Origin of the sequence: Bowmanella yangjiangensis, assembly GCF_018531185.1 — a bacterium.
GTDB classification, from domain to species: domain Bacteria; phylum Pseudomonadota; class Gammaproteobacteria; order Enterobacterales; family Alteromonadaceae; genus Bowmanella; species Bowmanella yangjiangensis.
This window is the reverse complement of the sequence record NZ_JAHDJU010000002.1, coordinates 52,370-70,129: the sequence shown is the minus strand read 5'-3', so window position 1 is coordinate 70,129 and position 17,760 is coordinate 52,370. Positions and strand designations below refer to the sequence as shown.

At 48.8% G+C, this 17,760-nt stretch carries 14 protein-coding genes; 4 read left to right on the top strand and 10 right to left on the bottom strand.

Annotated features, from left to right (window positions below):
• The first annotated feature begins 179 nt into the window (after positions 1 to 179).
• The 3 genes from KJY73_RS09850 to KJY73_RS09840 all read left to right on the top strand — a co-directional run bounded on the left by KJY73_RS09850 (position 180) and on the right by KJY73_RS09840 (position 3,976).
• The gene (locus KJY73_RS09850; RefSeq protein ID WP_214343448.1) at positions 180 to 2,162 is read left to right on the top strand and encodes a protein kinase domain-containing protein; all 1,983 of its coding nucleotides are present in this window, start codon (positions 180 to 182) and stop codon (positions 2,160 to 2,162) included.
• A complete protein-coding gene (locus KJY73_RS09845) occupies positions 2,159 to 3,142 on the top strand; it encodes a polysaccharide deacetylase family protein (protein WP_214343446.1) in 984 nt (327 codons plus the stop codon). The genes KJY73_RS09850 and KJY73_RS09845 overlap by 4 nt, the downstream gene beginning before the upstream one ends.
• Before the next feature lie 93 nt (positions 3,143 to 3,235).
• Positions 3,236 to 3,976: a hypothetical protein gene (locus KJY73_RS09840; RefSeq protein WP_214343444.1), complete on the top strand. Its 741-nt coding sequence runs from the start codon at positions 3,236 to 3,238 to the stop codon at positions 3,974 to 3,976.
• A gap of 2 nt (positions 3,977 to 3,978) precedes the next feature.
• Here the strand turns inward: KJY73_RS09840 and KJY73_RS09835 are convergent, their stop codons facing one another.
• On the bottom strand, positions 3,979 to 5,145 hold the full coding sequence (locus tag KJY73_RS09835; protein WP_214343442.1) for a LysM peptidoglycan-binding domain-containing protein: 1,167 nt from the start codon (positions 5,143 to 5,145) through the stop codon (positions 3,979 to 3,981).
• Between the two features lie 176 nt (positions 5,146 to 5,321).
• On the opposite strand from KJY73_RS09835, the gene KJY73_RS09830 reads away from it, so the two are divergent.
• Entirely contained in the window at positions 5,322 to 5,900 is a 579-nt protein-coding gene (locus tag KJY73_RS09830; protein ID WP_214343440.1) for a tRNA-uridine aminocarboxypropyltransferase, read from the top strand.
• Here the strand turns inward: KJY73_RS09830 and KJY73_RS09825 are convergent.
• The 9 genes from KJY73_RS09825 to atpA all read right to left on the bottom strand — a co-directional run bounded on the left by KJY73_RS09825 (position 5,880) and on the right by atpA (position 17,753).
• Entirely contained in the window at positions 5,880 to 7,115 is a 1,236-nt protein-coding gene (locus tag KJY73_RS09825; protein WP_214343438.1) for a sensor histidine kinase, read from the bottom strand. The two genes, KJY73_RS09830 and KJY73_RS09825, sit on opposite strands and share 21 nt — an antisense overlap.
• 13 nt (positions 7,116 to 7,128) lie before the next feature.
• Positions 7,129 to 8,493, bottom strand: coding sequence for a sigma-54-dependent transcriptional regulator (locus KJY73_RS09820; protein WP_214343437.1), 1,365 nt, complete (start codon positions 8,491 to 8,493; stop codon positions 7,129 to 7,131).
• 137 nt (positions 8,494 to 8,630) lie between these two features.
• Positions 8,631 to 11,096 carry an FtsX-like permease family protein gene (locus tag KJY73_RS09815; RefSeq protein WP_214343435.1) on the bottom strand — a complete coding sequence of 822 codons (2,466 nt, stop codon included), beginning with the start codon at positions 11,094 to 11,096 and terminating at the stop codon, positions 8,631 to 8,633.
• On the bottom strand, positions 11,093 to 11,803 hold the full coding sequence (locus KJY73_RS09810) for an ABC transporter ATP-binding protein (RefSeq protein ID WP_214343433.1): 711 nt from the start codon (positions 11,801 to 11,803) through the stop codon (positions 11,093 to 11,095). Before KJY73_RS09810 ends, KJY73_RS09815 begins: the two co-directional genes overlap by 4 nt.
• Before the next feature lie 4 nt (positions 11,804 to 11,807).
• Positions 11,808 to 13,052, bottom strand: a complete 1,245-nt coding sequence (locus KJY73_RS22010) for an efflux RND transporter periplasmic adaptor subunit (RefSeq protein WP_214343431.1) — start codon at positions 13,050 to 13,052, stop codon at positions 11,808 to 11,810.
• Between the two features lie 362 nt (positions 13,053 to 13,414).
• A complete protein-coding gene (locus tag KJY73_RS09800) occupies positions 13,415 to 13,831 on the bottom strand; it encodes a F0F1 ATP synthase subunit epsilon (protein ID WP_214343429.1) in 417 nt (138 codons plus the stop codon).
• Positions 13,832 to 13,884: 53 nt separating this feature from the next.
• A complete protein-coding gene (gene atpD / locus KJY73_RS09795) occupies positions 13,885 to 15,270 on the bottom strand; it encodes a F0F1 ATP synthase subunit beta (RefSeq protein ID WP_214343421.1) in 1,386 nt (461 codons plus the stop codon).
• Positions 15,271 to 15,300: 30 nt separating this feature from the next.
• A complete protein-coding gene (gene atpG / locus KJY73_RS09790) occupies positions 15,301 to 16,161 on the bottom strand; it encodes a F0F1 ATP synthase subunit gamma (protein ID WP_214343419.1) in 861 nt (286 codons plus the stop codon).
• A 50-nt stretch (positions 16,162 to 16,211) separates the two neighbouring features.
• Complete coding sequence (atpA, locus tag KJY73_RS09785; RefSeq protein ID WP_214343418.1) at positions 16,212 to 17,753, bottom strand: F0F1 ATP synthase subunit alpha; 1,542 nt, start codon at positions 17,751 to 17,753, stop codon at positions 16,212 to 16,214.
• Positions 17,754 to 17,760 lie beyond the last annotated feature (7 nt).

Below are 17,760 nucleotides of genomic sequence, written 5' to 3'. Positions count from 1 at the left end.
ACCTTCCCTGACAACCGGACATGTTTTTATTGGTTTGCATATATTTAAGTACACAAGTCCGCTCTTTGCCTCTGATTTCACCAAGGAAAACACGCAGATAAACCAGATTGAGTTGAATTTACCGGATATCACGACTAAACATTTTAGACTCATGGCAGTAAGCAAAAGGAATGTTGGCGGTGACAGATATCTTAGGTAGAACCATTGATCGTTACGAAATCAAGGAAGCCATTGGTGAAGGAGCCATGGCTATGGTGTACCGTGCTTTCGACCCGGAGATAAACCGCTCCGTGGCATTCAAGGTACTAAAGCAGGATTTCTGTGTTGATAAGGAGTACCTGGCCCGCTTTATGCGCGAGGCAAAGGCTGCCGGGGCGCTCTCTCACCCGAATATCGTTACTGTGTATGACGTTGGCAAGGTTGATGACTCTCCCTACATTATGATGGAGCTGCTGAGCGGTAAGGATCTGGGAGAAGTACTAAAAGAGAAAGGCAAAATGCCGCTGGCGGATACGCTAAAAATAGGTATTCAACTAGCAAACGCCTTGAACTATGCACACCAGATTGGTGTGGTACATAGGGATATTAAACCCGACAATATCGTTGTCATGCCGGACGGCGTATCTATCAAAGTCGCTGATTTTGGTATCGCCAGAATGGGTGAAAATGAAGAAGCCATGAAAACCCAGGTCGGCTCGGTACTTGGCACACCTCGCTATATGTCGCCCGAGCAGGCATTGGCTCAGGATGTAGATGGCCGCTCCGATCTATTCTCTGTGGGTGTCATTCTGTACGAGATGCTCAGTGGCGTTAAAGCCTTTGATGCATCCAACATCGGTACATTAATGACCCAAATCACCCAGATGCAACCCGCTCCACTAAAGAAACATTGCCCGGACATTCCCGCCGGCGTGCAGCAAATCGTAAATAAGCTGCTGAATAAATCCCCGTCCAAACGCTATCAAAACGGTGCCATGCTGGCAGATGCCCTGAAGAAAGAATTAGCGGCACTGCATGAGCAGGAAAAAGAGCAAAAGAAGCATAAATATTTACCCCTGAAGGTTCGCTGGGCGCTTTCCATGGGGGCCATAGTCGGCTTGGTATTGCTTATTAGCATCAATATTGTCTTTAACATTCAATCCAAGGCACTCACCAATCAAGCCATAGATTCCGGTTCGTCTTTTGCGAAATTTATCGCTATCGAAACCGTCGTGCCTTTGCTCAGTGAAGACTGGATCACCCTGGAAACCTTTATCAATGACGCCAGCAACCGGGAAACCTTTACCTACCTGATTGTCATGGACAGGTTCGGTGTGATCAGAGGTGCCAGCGATACCAGCCTGGTGGGGCAGCAATACGTAGACAATGAGCAGGCGGAATTCATCGCTGAGCGAAGTGGTGTTCGCGTGGCCAGTGAAGCTCTGGATAACGGTGAAAACGTCTTTAACATATCAACACCCGTGCTATTTCAGGACACAGAAGTCGGCCAGATTGTACTCGGCTTATCACAACGCAGCCTGGAAGAAGTAAAGAGCATTACTGGCGGATTAATGTTTGCATTAGCTCTTGTGACCATTTCATCCGTCGTGCTGATGTTATTTATCTTCGGCGCCTTGGTTGCCCGCCCCTTCAGAGTATTGAACGAAGCCTTACAAAGCGTTGGCAAAGGCGACTTTGATCATCGAATTTCACTGACCCGAAACGATGAAATTGGTGAGCTATTTGAGAACTTCAACAAAATGAACGCCTCACTCCAGGCTGCCAGCCTGACGGAGGAGCGTACTTCTGACCCAATCCAGTTACCGCAAGATAAGCCAATAACTGAAGAAGCGGCTACCCCCGTGGAATCGGTGGAATCGGTGGAATCGGTGGAATCGGTGGAATCGGTGGAATCGGTGGAATCGGTGGAATCGGTGGAATCGGTGGAATCGGTGGAATCGGTGGAATCGGTGGAATCGGTGGAATCGGTGGAATCGACAAAAAGTGTTGAAGCATCACAGCCTAAAGCAAGAAAAACCGCCAGAAAGCCTTCGGCACGCAAGAAAAACCTGGAGCCAGGCAATTTGGATGAAACCCTTGTCGTTTCATCCACTCAATCTTCTGAACCGGAAACAGAAAGCGATAAAACCGTCATCACAACCCGCATGCTAAAGAACTCATGAAGATAACAACGCTGCTCGGTCTGGTTTTTAGTTTGGCTTTGACTAGCTGCTCCATCAGCAACAGAACGCTGGTGGCACAAAATGCTGACTTCTGGCTGGTGGAGGCAGGTTCAGATGACAACTTTGCCCTGATTGCTCAGGACTATTTAGGTGACCCGGCGCTAGCATCAACCTTGGTCAGATACAATCCGGGTATAAAGGTTAAGCCAGGGGAGGTGATAGCCGTCCCTAAAGGCAATCTGAATCCGGCTGCGGTTTATGCTAACGGCATGCAGGTGATCCCTATTCTTTGCTATCACCAATTCACCAACAAAAAACGAAGCCTGAACAGCATGATGGTGACACGCAACAACTTTGCGCAGCAAATGGCCTACCTAAAAGATAACGGTTACCAGGTAATTCCATTAAGTGACGTAGGGCCTTTCCTGCAAGGTAAGAAGCCGCTCCCAGAAAAGTCGGTGGTCATTACGGTGGATGATGGATACGCAAGTTTTTACCAAGTCGCTTACCCCATTCTCAAGCAATATGGTTACCCGTCTACTTTATTTGTATACACAGACTTTGTCGGTATTGGGCGCGCCCTTAGCTGGCAGCAGATAGAAGAATTGAACAACGATCCTTTGGTGGCCATTCAATCTCATTCAAAAAGCCATGCGAACCTAGCTAGAGCTGCTGATTCAGAAAGTGAGAAGGACTATCTCGACAGGCTCGAGGAAGAAGTCGATAAACCTGCGCAAATATTGCGTAAGAAAACCCAGCACCCAATAGAATATTTCGCCTATCCCTACGGGAACAGCAGCCCCGAATTGATAAAAATACTGGAAGAGAGGGACTACCAAATGGCATTGACGGTTCGAAAGGGCAGTAATCCCAGCTATTCTTCGCCCTACCTGCTGAGACGTACAATGATATACGGACAAGACAGTCTGAAAAGTTTCAGTAGTAAGCTCGACGTGTTCCGCCAGATCAACCTGCAGTAACGGCTTATGAAGAAACCTTTGCAGCAATTATTAGCCTGCGCATTGATGGTATCTCTTTGCAGCTGTGCAACACGACCTGACCGGACATTTCCGATGGAAAACCGCAAGCAGCAGGCCATAGAACTAGAGAAAAAGAAGCACCTGGCTGACGCCTTGCTGCAATGGCAAATTGTTAGTGCTGCCAGTCCAGAGGATCAAGACGCCCGGCAAGCCATAGCCAGATTGGAGTCTGCCATCAGAGCCAGATTAGATAGCATACGAGAACAGGTTAAGAAACCAAGCCCCCCCGAACAACTACGGGTTTTGCACCTGAAAACACTGGCTCTGCAGCCCGGTAATCAGGAAGCAATAGCAGCACTAAAGAAGTTGGAATGGACAACGGCTGATCAGGCCGCCAGTGACAAAAGTGCCAGTATGGCTAATTGGCAGCGAAAGCCAGCTATATCAGTTCCTCGGAATACACCGCAAGTTGCACCTTCACCCAAACCATCACAAACCTCATCGTCCACAAACTTGGCTCAATTCAATCGACTACTGGATTCCGCCGAACAAAGCTTGCGCGACCAACGCTGGGAACATGCCGGTGAGTTGCTTCTACAAGCATCAGATCTGAGCCAGTCAGATGCATCCGGGCGATTGATCACGATGAAAAAACAGCTTTCCCAACAGTATTATGCGCTAGGTATGCGAGTATTCACATCTAACCTGGAACAAGCCATAGATGACTTACAAACTAGCCTTTGGTTTGACCCTGACAATATAAAGGCCCGCATACAGTTATCCCGGGCCAGTAAAATGAAGCAGAACTTAGAAGAGATCCGCAATCCTAAGTAATGCTAATTTTTGATCTTCTCTAACCTTTCTTTTAACTCCAGAGCTTGTGCCAGATAGAGCTTGGCACTGTTGTGGTTTGGATCGACCTCCAATACCTGTTCCCACTTACTGATTGCCTTGTCCAGTTCTTGACGCCGAAACGCTGAGGACGCCTCCCGATGATATTGGTCGGCAATTTCTTTCTGCAAAATCAGCATTTCTTCCATGGCCTGGCTATTTTCCGGGTGCAGTTCAGAAGCTTGTTTAAAATCCCTAAATGCCTGCATCTTATTGCCACTTTGCAGATTAAGGCTGGCAGCTTCGGCATAGTTGTTCGACGCCAACAGCTTGTCACTTTCGACCAGCTGTTTTCCATACCCTTCCAATGCAATCAAAGCAATGTCTCTGGCTTCGTCAGTTAAGCGGCCAAGAGACTTGAGTGAATGATACTGCTCAACCGCAGAAGCATAGTCTTGCTGCTGCGTGTAGCTGAGCATAGTCTGCATCAGCGAGGCAGCGCTGGGGGGAGCAACCTGTTCAACATGCTCCGGCCGGGTCTCAGGCATCACAATCGGCTCGTCAACCTTGTCTTCTATGAAGTCTTCTTCCACATCTGGTGTCTTCACTACAACCTCTGTTTCGGTCGCCAGGATCTCCGGTTTAGGCGCAGGTTTACTGAGTTGGCTACGCGCAAATTTGGCTTCTGGTGTCAGAGGAATTTTTATGGTTTGACCAATATTGACTTTGCTTGGGCTGCTAATCTGGTTGTACTTGGCAAGCGCGTAGAACTTCAATGGCGAATTCAAATATTTACCCGCGAGGGTCGATAAACTCTCACCGGAGGACAAGATAACCTCAAAATATTCAGGTGGAAAATAACGCTGAGCTGGTGAGTCAATCTGCCTGAGTAATTCCTTGGCACTTGCGCTATTTGGAATATTGAGCAAGTAAGCGTCTAGCTCTGCCCGCGCCTGTGCTGACTCCCCTTGTTCGAGATGTTCCAATGCCTTGCTGAAACGCTCTCTTGGTGAAAGACCCGGCTGAGCCTTTACAACTACCTGAGGTTGATTGCTCTGAGGTTGCTCAGACTTATCAGAAAAAAACTTATCCGTGGCCTTGCAGCCCATTAACGTCATAAACAATACAGCGACCAGTAACGGCCTTAAACTCACTTCCCTTACTTTAAGCATGTGCTACACCCGCCTGTAGAAGACTTCTTGTGCAATGCGTTACAGCCTATCTCCGCATACCCTGCTGTGTTCATCGTCCTGAACAAAGAATATAGCATAGTCGGTTTTGTCTAAAAGCCCACTTGTAACCATACATAAGATAAACTATTGTTCTAAATGACCGACGCTTTTGATCTATGGCTTCTCGCCCCTATTGCCCAGATTGTTTATTTCCGCTCTCAGTTTGTCTTTGCAAACACGTGAAGAGGCTGAAAAATCGCACCGAGATCCTGGTTTTGCAGCATCCCTCGGAAGTAAAGGCAGCAAAAGGCACGGTCAGATTACTGGAACTGGTTTTGAGTCATATTCGAGTCTATGTGGGAGAGCAACCGGAGCATTTTTTAGAAGCTCGCACGCGGTGCCAGCAAAAGGATAGGCAAGTAGGTTTGCTATATCCTTCAGCACAAAGCCGGGCTTTGGAACAGCATACTGAATTGACGAATCAACCAATAGATACATTGGTGGTCATAGATGGTACATGGCGCAAAGCCAGTAAAATATTGCATTGTAATCCCTGGCTTAATCACCTTCCTGCTTGGCATTTTGACTCTGCTCCTAGCAGCAGATACCAGCGCAGCGCCAAGCGCTCAGATAGCCTTTCCACATTGGAAGCGGTGAGTTATGGCTTACAGCTAGTAGAAGAATTTGATCCTACGCCGCTGCTAACATTGTTGGATAATCGCCAGCAAAAGCTTTCAGGGCAAAGGCCAGACTAACTCGACCCGCGCACCACCAGATTCGCTATTGGCTAAACTCAAACGCCCACCATGTTTGCTGATAATCACATTCACCAGCGCCAATCCAATTCCTGAACCCGCCGCCTTAGTGGTATATAAAGGTGTTAAGGCATTTTCTAAGTTAGCAAAACCCTGGCCATTATCTTCCACCAGCAAGTGTTGCAGCTTATTCTGGCTGAACAGCCGAACCGACACACGTCTATCACCTGTATTTGAAGCTTCCAGTGCATTTTTAACTAAATTGATAAGTACCTGGGCTATCAACTGAGGATCGCCGTAACAGCGATCATCACCTGAAATTTCGAGCTTATCCCCCTCCTGAAGAAGACTTCGGCATTGCTCTAACACCTCCGCCAACGAGAACCACACTGGGTTGGGCAACGGCATTTGTGAGACTGCGGCAAACCGATGCACAAAATCCAGTAAGGTATCCGCACGTTGTTGAATACGGCTCAAGACTTTACGTACCTGCTCCTCATGCCAATCCTGACTGCAAAGCAGGGTATCGGCCATGGAAGACATAGGCGTCAGGGAGTTGCGCAGTTCATGACTAAGCACCCTGACCATATTGGTTTGAATAGCCAGTTCTGCCTGCTGGAGTGATTGGCTGATATCAAAAGCAGTAAACAACCAATACTGCTCGCCTAACCACTGGTATCGTATGGACTGCGTTTGCCAGCCTTTGTGTAATAACTGGTGTTGCAACCCTCTCGAGGTCATTTCAAATCCCAAGTCCCTATAGTTGCTGCCTACCAAGCGGGCGATTCCAGGCAAACTGTTACTGGCGGGATTTGCGTATAGCAAACATCCCTGGCCACTGAAAACACAAACGGGCTGACTCCAGTTACCGAACATCATCTCAATTAACAGCGCCAGGCTTTGTTGTTGATGATCTGCTTTCAACGAGTTGGCAGCCAGTTTTTCAACATCTGCCCTTAGCTGGTCAACTAAACCATAGTGTCGGTGCTGTTTTGGATTTTCCGCTTCTTCGCCGTTTTGCAGACGTTGTACGTAATTGCTGAGTTGCATCAGGGGCAGGTTAACTTGCTGCCAAAATTTAAAGGTGACCCAAGCCAATGGATAAAGCAGGGCAAATAGCAGAGTGAGTATGGCCAGCACACTCCAGTCCATTTGCCAGGTTAATGTAACCAGCAGTGCCAGCACCAAGAACTGCATGGCACAAAATAGCCACATAAGACGGGACTCTCTAGTCTTCATCCGGACCAAAATCCTGTTTGTCTAATGCAAATTTCTCCATACGTCTGTATAAGGCCATACGGGAAATCCCCAATGCCTGGGCGGCTTTGCTGATATGGCCTTTGTAATGGAGCAGGGCGGCTTCCACCAGCTCGGCTTCCACTTCTTCCAGCGGACGCAAGCCAACCTGCTGCTTGGTTGAAGAACCCGCCAGCATAAGCTGCGACGACTGAATAATGCCATCGCGGCAAATCAACACTGAACGCTCAATCACATGACTCAGCTCGCGAATGTTGCCTGGCCAGCTATGTTCCACCAAACGTTGCATAGCGTCATTGGATAGCTGAACCTGGCCTTTGTTATATTTGGCCGAGAAGGCCTGCAAGAAATGCTCTGCCAAGGGCGGGATATCTTCCTGTCTGTCACGCAGTGGCGGCAGTTCTATCACGAAGGTGTTGAGTCTGAACAACAGATCCTGTCGGAACCTGCCCTCTGCAACACTGGTGTTCAAATCAGCGTTAGTGGCACTGATGACTCTGACATTGGTAGAGCGGGTCTGGCTGGTACCAAGAATCTCATATTCTCCTGTCTCTAAAACCCGCAGTAACTTAGGCTGAACATCAAGCGGCAGGGTACCGACCTCGTCCATAAACAGCGTACCACCATTCGCCAGTTCAAAACGCCCGGTACGCGCCTCTCTAGCGTCAGTAAAGGCACCTTTGGCATGACCAAACAACTCACTTTCAAACAGGGTAGCCGGCACAGCCCCCATATTCATGGTGACAAATGGCGCTTCACTTCGATAAGACATTTGGTAAATACGTTTAGCCAGTTGCGATTTACCCGTACCATTTTCCCCCAAAATCAGGATATTGGCATCGGTTGGCGCTAATTGCTCCAGCATAAGCTCCAGTTCCTGCATAGAAGGAGAAACGGCTATCCAACCTTGGTTTGTTGTTTTGACAGGTGACGACACCACCGCATCAGCGATGCGCTCCCCCTGTAACTGCTGCTGCATAATCTGCAGCAAACGAGACTTGTCCCAGGGCTTCTCAATAAAATCCACGGCACCGCTTTTCATGCCCCTAACGGCCAGATCAACACTACCCCAGGCGGTCATTAAAATGACTTTCAGCCCTTGTTGAACAAGCGACTGCAGGTATTCCAGACCTTCTTCACCACTGGTAGTGTCGCGATGAAAATTCATATCAAGCAACACAATATCCGGTCTGTGCCGGCTAACCTGCACGGCAATTTCTCGCCCATCTGCAGCCTCCACAACACGGTAACCTTCGCTGCAAAGCAGCAATTCTAGCGCCAGGCGGATATCCTCATCATCATCAGCTACTAAGACAAGGCCTTGGTCCCTACGCATATTGATTGTTCCTGATTATGCTGTTTGCTCGCATTGCAACAAAAGGCAGATAAGTGAATGGGGCATTCTAAAGAATACCCCAGGGAAGGTAAATTCGGGCCCCTGAGCTTTTTAGCTAGGCGGCCTCAGTGAGGTGCTTAGAGTTCCCGAAGCACACGCATAGGATCTGATTGAATAGTGCGCCAACTAGGCACCGCAACCGAGATCAGCATGGCCAAGGCCAATACCAGTGCAACCATCATACTCACTGTCCAGGTGAAGTCGGGAAGTTGCTCGACTAAGCTGGCCATGTACTGGTAGCCGAATACCGAAACAACAAAACCAAGCACCAGACCCAGAACTAGCATCAGACCGGCATCTTTTAACAATAGCTTCAACAGGGACAACTGTTTGGCACCGGTGGCCATACGCACTGCCATTTCATAGCGTTTCTGTGCAGCGGTCATCTGGCTAAGTCCGGATACTCCAATTACCGCCAGGATTAAAGTAAGGGCAGCAACCGTCAGCACTACGTACATGTTCAGGCGAGTAGTCTGTGTCATACTCTCCCATCGTTGCTCAATGGAAGTAACACTAACATTACCTAAACGCGCATCTAAGTCGCCAATAACCTCGCTGACTTCCTGCTCAGAGAGGGTTTTCCCATCCGGCATAATCACAACCATTGACAGTCTTGAGCCCGTGCGCGCTCTAAACCGGTAAAGCGTTGGTAAACTCAAATCTATTGGTGCCCCAATGGCCGGTTCGACATTTTCTACCACACCGACCACATTCACGACATTCTCAGCGTCTCTCCCCATTCTTAACGGCTTGCCAACAATGTCCTGCCAATCTTTTGAACCAAGACGTTCTTCGGCAAAACGCCTATCAACAACAACATTATTGGTATCTTTGTCTTCGGGCAGTAAGTCTCTACCGGCCAGCAGTTCAATGCTAAATTCTGGAAAGAAACCCTCAGCCCAGGGGGCTACTATCATAGTGCGGGTTTCTTGTGTATCAGGATCCTCAAAAGCACTGATCTCTACATTAACTCTCAACGGCAAATTCGCCACGTTGATCACCTTCCCGCCCAAAGCATCCAAGCGCTCAGCCAGAGATTCCCTTAATAGATAAAGCTCACTACCAACATACTCTTCGTATGTGTCCAAACTTTGCTGCCACTGCTCATCTTTATAATCCATCGCAATCTCGAAGGCATTGGGCAAATCAAAGCCAAGATCTCTATACACCTTGTCAAAGCTCTGCTTAGCACTGATCAACGACACGGTTAACAGCAAGCATGCAAGTACTAGCTGGAAGACCATCAGGACTCGCCCCAGGCTTTGGTTCTGCTGTGATGGAGTACCTTTCCCACTGCTATTCAAACTTTCCGTCAGCGCATGCTTATCAACATGCATCAGCGCGATATAGGAGAACAAGGCATTAATGATGACAACGATCAATCCGCCGATAAGGATACTGCTGATGTCGATATTGATGTGCTCAAGTAAAGGCAGATTGTCTCCGGCCAATACAGGTAACAACCGAATTAACCAGTGCGCCGCTAGCAGCCCAAGCAAGGTAGCAAAAGTAAACATCGGCAAATTTTCGACGAAGATCATTCGTCTTAGTCTCTGTACAGGAGATCCCATACAAAGCTGAATGGAGAATTCCTTATTACGCCCCTGGTAATGTGCAATAAACATATTGAACAAATTCAGACAGGCCATAACCAGCAGGCTTATCATTGCAATTAGCAAGGCAATGACCAGCATTCTGCTTTCGCCCATAAATGCATCACGGACTGGTTGTATTTGCGTAGTTAAAGGCTTACCTAACAAAAATGCTTTTGGTCTTTCATCAGTAACAGAGGCTTCAACATAATCTTTGTACCAATCATTCAGGCTTTCCTCTGTGGGCAAAAGCTCTGCCGTCCCTTTCACAAAAGTCAGGCCACGAGCACCTAAACTCAGTCCTTCGGGTTGAGTCAGCGCTTCTAAGGGATCATTAAACAACCAAACCTGATAGTAGCCATCATTGGCATCGTTGCCTAAATCCACGCTCTTTAAATCAGCCAGCACGCCAAGCACGGGCCTGGTTTCCCCGGCAAATTCTATGGTGCTGTTCAGGGCATTGCTGCGCTGCCCAAAGGCAACATGCCAAAGGGATTCAGATATCCATACACCATGCTTTGCTTCTTCAGAAGAAGTTGATTGCCCCAGTACTAAGTCAAGCCCGAGCATTTCAGGCGTGCCAGATGCAGACACCAATCTTGTGGCATTGTACTGACGGGTATTGATCTCAACATTGCTGTCGCCAACCTGAATATGCCCCCAGCCCAACTCCTGACTGTAGTATTGTTGCATATGAGCTACACGATTTAGCTCACTTAAAAATGGTACCCGGATGCCGTCAGAAATGTGTAAGGTCACATCTACACTGTAGATATTCTTCTCGTCTTTTATATCCGGTAAGGGTTTAAGTAGCAGTGTGTTGGCAATAGCCACAACGGTAAGTACTGCCGCCAATGTTAACCCTAAGGTAACAATCAATGGCAAGCTTAACCTGGGCAGCGTGAATAGCCGAATCACACCCTGCTTTGCAGCGCTAAGGTAAAGGCTCATGCAACCTCCTTATCCGTCTGGGATTTCACTTGCTGCTCAGCCACCACCTTGCCATCCAGAAGCTGGATTTGACGATGAGCTAAGCCGCTATAGCGACTATCATGAGTCACCATCACAATAGTCGCCCCTTGTTTGTTCAGCTCGAGTAAAAGCTGCATAACGGCATCACCATTTTTGGTATCAAGGTTGCCCGTTGGTTCATCTACCAGAATCAAATCCGGCTTACCCACCAGCGCCCTGGCGATAGCTACCCGCTGCTGTTGACCACCAGATATTTGGTTGGGCTGGTATTGCATTCTGTGGCCCATACCAACCTTCTCAAGCGCCTCAATTACTGTCGCTTTGACAACGTCTTTTCGCTCTCCTCGGTGCTCCAAAGGTAACGCCACATTTTCAAACACAGTCAGGCTGTCAATCAGGTTAAAAGACTGGAAAACATAGCCAATATGTTGGTTGCGCACTGTCGTACGCTGATCGACCTTTAAACCTCGTGTATCAATACCGGCAATCTCGTAACTCCCTTCTGTGGCACTGTCCAGCAAGCCCATAATGGTGAGTAAGGTGGATTTACCGCAGCCCGATGGACCAGTGATAGCGACAAACTCTCCCTGTTTAACTTCCAGACTGATGCCACGCAAAGCATGCGTTTCAATTTGTTGGCCTAAGTATGATTTATGAATATCACGCATTGAGACGATAGTTTTCATCTGGTTATCCTTTTTGTTCGATTTGGATTTTTTGATGGTTGGCCCATTGTTCTGGCATCTGGGCAATAATTTGTTCATTGGCCTTCAGGCCGGACAGTACTTGCAGGTTTCCTTGGCTTATATCGCCCAGTTCAATAGTGCGCTGTTCAGCCATTCCACCGTCTGTCATAACAAAGCGTTGCATCTGACTTCTAGGTCTAAGTCCTGGTACCTGAGCGACATAAAGTGCCTGATCCAAGGATTGCAGAAAAATCTGGCCGGTTACCGACATGGCAGGGCGGGCATCGGCAGGCAACTCCCCCTCTAGCCCCACCTCTGCCAATACCGTACCGTTGGTAACGATGGACTCAACCCGGTTAACTGAGCCACGAACTTCACCTTTGCGGGTTTGTACCAGCACTTCTGCACCTATCTGAATCTGGTCGGCCTGGTGTTGTGGTACACGTAATCTGGCCAACAGCTTGCTGTCACTGCCGACTTTCCCCAAAGACGCACCTTGCGGAACGTTCTGCCCTAGCTCTACATCCAGGCTTTGCAGCGTGCCTTCAATACCGGCGGTAATCTGCAAGTCTTGTAATTGACGCTGTAACAGGGCAACACGTTGCTCCTGTTGCTGAACTTCAATTTTTTGCTGCTGTAATTGCAGGGCCTGCATATCCAAAAACTGCGCTAATTTCTGCTTTTCGAAATCCAGGCGACGTCTCTGAAGCTTTACATCTAATTCAGCGCGTTTGATATCCAACCTGGCCGACACACCGCGCTCCTCAAGTTCAACCAGCACAGATAACTCCAGCTCAGCCTCTTCCAAGGCTGAGGCAATGTCGGCTACCTGGCCTTCAAAATCCAGCCTGGCGTTATTTTGTTCCAGGGAGAAAGACGCCAGGGCGGCCTGCTGCCTTAATAGTTCCCCCTGCTGGTGGCTGACTTCTTGCTCAAGTTCCGGATTCGCCAATAACAGAATAGGGGTATCGGCTTTTACGCTGGCACCTGGTCTTTGATAAATGGCCGCAACCTTACCCATGGACTGGGCGGTCAGTAATCGTTCTTCCGCGGAGAAGAACTCGCCAAAGGCCTGACTGAAGAGATTCAAATGTCCCTGCTGAACTGAGAGAAGTTGGACTTCATTCGCCGCTACGCTGGGGATGCTATCGCTATTTACACTGTATATGGCCAAAGAAAGCAAAGCACTGGTCCCTGCAACCAGGTACCAGTTCCGTTTGGATGACTTTTTTTCCAGATTGATTTGCACAATGACGCTCCGATTCACACTTGTCTGTGAACCATAATGAAAATCTTATGCCAACTTAAATAATTCAATAAATACAAATAGTTAGATTCATTCTAGAGTGTTAGCTTTGAGCAATTTTGCTCGAAAGCAAACAGGCTTGTTCGAAAACGAACAATACTACCTGTCCATCAATTGGGAGGGAGGCAGTAGTCTATATGGTGTTCTGCAAGGTTCCAGCTCGAAAGCAGAACACATAGCTTAATCAATGGTGAAAGAAGCAGGGGGACTTTGTGTATCAGGGTGGAAAGGTGCTGTGTCAGCCTTTCTTGGAAAATAAAAAACCCGTCATAAGACGGGCTTTTAATCGGCTTCCTGACGGAAACTTATTTGCGCATGTTCTTAATTAAACGCAACTGAGCAATGGCTTCTGCCAGCTCTGCTGCCGCTTCTGCGTAATTAAGATCATTGCTTGGATTGGCGATATGCTCTTCAGCACGGCGCTTGGCATCCAAGGCAGCCTGTTCGTCCAGGTCAGCAGCACGAACAGCAACGTCGGCCAACACGGTAACATTACCAGGCTGAACTTCTAATACGCCACCGGCGATATAGATCAGCTCTTCATGACCATGTTGCTTAACCAAACGCACCATTCCAGGCCTAAGGGTAGTCAGTAGCGGAGCGTGACCAGGGTGGATACCCAGTTCACCTTCGCTGCCCGTCACCTGAATGGTTTCAACGCGTCCGGAGAAGATCTTGTCTTCGGCGCTCACCACTTCGAGATGTACAGTCATTGCAGCCATTTCACCTCCTTACGGAAAACTAATGCACCGCCGACCACGTCGGCGGTACGCCCTTACATGCCTTTGGCTTTCTCGATGGCTTCCTCAATGGAACCCACCATGTAAAAGGCTTGCTCTGGCAGGTGATCGTACTCACCTTCCAAAATGCCCTTAAAGCCGCTGATGGTGTCTTTCAGCGCTACATACTTACCAGGAGAGCCGGTAAATACTTCAGCAACGAAGAACGGCTGGGACAGGAAGCGCTGAATCTTACGTGCGCGGCTGACCACTTGCTTATCTTCTTCAGACAATTCGTCCATACCCAGGATGGCGATGATGTCTTTCAGCTCTTTATAACGCTGCAGTACAGACTGTACGCCACGAGCAGTATCATAGTGATCCTGACCGATAACCAGCGGATCCAACTGACGAGAAGTGGAATCCAGTGGATCTACAGCAGGGTAGATACCCAGAGCAGCGATATCACGGCTCAGTACCACTGTCGCATCCAAGTGAGCGAAGGTGGTAGCTGGAGACGGGTCAGTCAAGTCATCCGCAGGTACGTATACGGCCTGGATAGACGTGATAGAGCCAGTCTTAGTTGAAGTAATACGCTCCTGCAGTACACCCATCTCTTCTGCCAGGGTAGGCTGGTAACCTACAGCAGAAGGCATACGACCCAGAAGAGCTGATACTTCGGTACCGGCCAGGGTGTAACGGTAGATGTTATCTACGAAGAACAGTACATCACGACCTTCATCACGGAATTTTTCCGCCATGGTCAGACCGGTCAATGCTACGCGCAAACGGTTACCCGGTGGCTCGTTCATCTGACCGTATACCAGAGATACTTTGTCCAATACGTTGGAGTCATTCATCTCGTGGTAGAAGTCGTTACCTTCACGGGTACGCTCACCAACACCGGCGAATACAGAGTAACCACTGTGCTCGATTGCGATGTTACGGATCAGTTCCATCATGTTTACGGTTTTACCTACACCGGCACCACCGAACAGACCAACTTTACCACCCTTGGCGAATGGGCATACCAGGTCGATTACCTTGATGCCGGTTTCCAGAAGTTCAACCGCGCTGGATTGATCTTCATAGCTTGGGGCTTCACGGTGGATAGACCATTTCTCATCCTCACCGATAGGACCTGCCTCATCGATGGGGTTACCCAGTACGTCCATGATCCGGCCCAGAGTAGCTTTACCTACAGGAACGGAAATGGGTGCACCAGTATTTTCTACTTGCAGGCCACGACGTAAACCGTCAGTGGTACCCAAAGCGATAGTACGGACCACGCCGCCACCGAGCTGTTGCTGAACTTCCAGCGTCAACCCGTTCAAGTCACCAGAGGTAACTTTCAGTGCGTCGTAAACCTTTGGAACCGCGGACTGTGGAAATTCAATATCCACAACGGCACCGATTATCTGGACGACCTTACCTTGACTCATAATTTGTCCTCTTGATTTTTAAACCTTTGCCTACACAGCCGCGGCGCCGCCGACGATTTCGCTGATTTCCTGCGTAATCGCCGCCTGACGGGCCTTGTTGTAGATCAGTTGTAGTTCATCAATCAGGTTGCCCGCGTTATCTGTTGCGGCTTTCATAGCAACCATTCGCGCTGCCTGCTCAGAGGCGGCGTTTTCAACTACACCCTGATATACCTGAGATTCCACATAACGAACCAACAACATATCCAAAATTGGTTTTGGATCTGGCTCGTACAGGTAATCCCAACGGTGCTTGTATGCTTTGTCGTCAGACTTGGGCAAAGGTAGCAATTGACTGATCACTGGGGCCTGAGTCATGGTATTTACAAAGTTGTTATATACCAGATACAGACGATCGATCTCGCCATTGTCAAAGGCGCTGAGCATGACCCTAACCAGGCCAATCACGTCTTTAACACTTGGCGCATCACCGATTCCCGATTCCGCTGCCAATACCTTACCGCCAAAACGGTTGAAAAAGCTGCAGGCCTTAGAGCCCAGCGCAGCAAAATGCACTTGTGCACCTTTCTGCTGCCACTCTTTGGCATCTTTCACTACCGCCTTGAATTCGTTGGTGTTCAAGCCACCACACAAACCACGGTCGGTAGAGATAACGATGTAACCTACGGCCTTGACATCACGCTCTTCCAAATAGGGATGACGGTATTCAAGGTTGGCGTTGGCAAGGTGACCAATCACGCTTCGCATGTTGTCAGCGTATGGACGGCTGGAAGCCATACGGTCTTGCGCCTTCTTCATCTTGGAGGCGGCAACCATTTCCATAGCGCTGGTGATCTTCTGAGTATTCTTGATACTCCCGATCTTACCTTTTATCTCTTTACCACCGGCCATGACACTCTCCCGATTACTCAACGATGGATGCGCCTAAGCGCATCCAGTTATTACCAAGTCTGCGTTTCCTTGAATTTGCCCAGGGCTTCTTTCAAGGTTGCTTCGATCTCGTCGTTGTAGTTACCCGTGCTATTGATAGTGTTCATGAGCTCGGCGTATTCGCTGTCCATATAAGCGTGCAGAGCAGATTCAAAGTCCAGGACCTTTTTCAGCTCAACATCTTTCAGGAAGCCTTTTTCAACGGCAAACAGAGACACAGCCATTCTTGCTACATTCAGCGGGCTGTATTGCTTCTGCTTCATCAGCTCGGTTACACGCTCACCGTGCTCCAACTGGGCGCGCGTAGCGTCATCCAGGTCAGAAGCGAACTGAGAGAAGGCCGCCAGTTCACGATACTGGGCCAGGGCCAAACGGATACCACCACCCAGTTTCTTGATGATCTTGGTCTGTGCTGCACCACCTACACGGGAAACCGAGATACCGGCGTTAACAGCAGGACGAATACCAGCGTTAAACAGGTTGGTTTCCAGGAAGATCTGACCATCGGTAATCGAGATTACGTTGGTCGGTACGAACGCAGAAACGTCACCAGCCTGAGTTTCAATGATTGGCAGAGCAGTCAAAGAACCAGTCTTACCTTTCACTTCACCTTTGGTGTAGTTTTCTACGTACACGGCGTTAACGCGCGCTGCACGCTCCAACAAACGGGAGTGCAGATAGAATACGTCACCAGGATAAGCTTCACGGCCAGGCGGACGACGCAGCAGCAAAGAGATCTGACGATAGGCAACGGCCTGCTTAGACAGGTCATCGTAAATAATCAGTGCATCTTCACCACGGTCACGGAAATACTCACCCATAGTACAACCGGCAAATGGTGCCAGGTACTGCAGGGCAGCAGATTCAGATGCAGAGGCAGCAACCACAATAGTGTGAGCCATCGCACCATGCTCTTCCAGCTTACGTACTACGTTAGCAATGGTAGAAGCCTTCTGGCCAACCGCTACGTAGATACACTTAATGCCGGTACCTTTCTGGTTGATGATGGCATCAACGGCTAATGCAGTCTTACCAGTCTGACGGTCACCGATAATCAGCTCACGCTGACCACGACCAACAGGGATCATGGCATCGATAGACTTGTAACCAATCTGAACAGGTTGATCAACCGACTGACGCTCGATTACGCCAGGTGCGATTTTTTCAACAGGTTCAAAACCGTCAGCTTCGATGGCACCTTTACCGTCGATAGGAGCACCTAGCGTGTTAACTACGCGACCCAACAGGGCACGGCCAACAGGTACTTCTAAAATACGACCGGTAGATTTAACTTTTACGCCTTCCTGCAGGTCAGCGTAAGGGCCCATTACTACCGCACCTACGGAGTCGCGCTCCAGGTTCAATGCGATAGCATAGCGATTGCCAGGAAGCTCGATCATTTCACCTTGCATTACATCAGCAAGGCCATGAATACGGATAATACCGTCGGTTACACCAACGATAGTTCCTTCATTACGTGCTTCACTTACTACTTCAAACTGCTCAATTCGCTTTTTGATCAGTTCTGCAATTTCAGTGGAATTCAGTTGCATACTCTTT

What these genes read in the sequence shown, in the direction of transcription:
- KJY73_RS09840 (WP_214343444.1), top strand. Translation starts at nt 3,236, where the DNA reads ATGGAAAACCGCAAGCAGCAGGCCATAGAACTAGAGAAAAAGAAGCAC.
- KJY73_RS09830 (WP_214343440.1), top strand. Translation starts at nt 5,322, where the DNA reads ATGGCTTCTCGCCCCTATTGCCCAGATTGTTTATTTCCGCTCTCAGTT.
- KJY73_RS09810 (WP_214343433.1), bottom strand. Translation starts at nt 11,803, where the DNA reads ATGAAAACTATCGTCTCAATGCGTGATATTCATAAATCATACTTAGGC.
- KJY73_RS09845 (WP_214343446.1), top strand. Translation starts at nt 2,159, where the DNA reads ATGAAGATAACAACGCTGCTCGGTCTGGTTTTTAGTTTGGCTTTGACT.
- atpA (WP_214343418.1), bottom strand. Translation starts at nt 17,753, where the DNA reads ATGCAACTGAATTCCACTGAAATTGCAGAACTGATCAAAAAGCGAATT.
- KJY73_RS09820 (WP_214343437.1), bottom strand. Translation starts at nt 8,493, where the DNA reads ATGCGTAGGGACCAAGGCCTTGTCTTAGTAGCTGATGATGATGAGGAT.
- atpG (WP_214343419.1), bottom strand. Translation starts at nt 16,161, where the DNA reads ATGGCCGGTGGTAAAGAGATAAAAGGTAAGATCGGGAGTATCAAGAAT.
- KJY73_RS09815 (WP_214343435.1), bottom strand. Translation starts at nt 11,096, where the DNA reads ATGAGCCTTTACCTTAGCGCTGCAAAGCAGGGTGTGATTCGGCTATTC.
- KJY73_RS09800 (WP_214343429.1), bottom strand. Translation starts at nt 13,831, where the DNA reads ATGGCTGCAATGACTGTACATCTCGAAGTGGTGAGCGCCGAAGACAAG.
- KJY73_RS09835 (WP_214343442.1), bottom strand. Translation starts at nt 5,145, where the DNA reads ATGCTTAAAGTAAGGGAAGTGAGTTTAAGGCCGTTACTGGTCGCTGTA.
- atpD (WP_214343421.1), bottom strand. Translation starts at nt 15,270, where the DNA reads ATGAGTCAAGGTAAGGTCGTCCAGATAATCGGTGCCGTTGTGGATATT.
- KJY73_RS09825 (WP_214343438.1), bottom strand. Translation starts at nt 7,115, where the DNA reads ATGTGGCTATTTTGTGCCATGCAGTTCTTGGTGCTGGCACTGCTGGTT.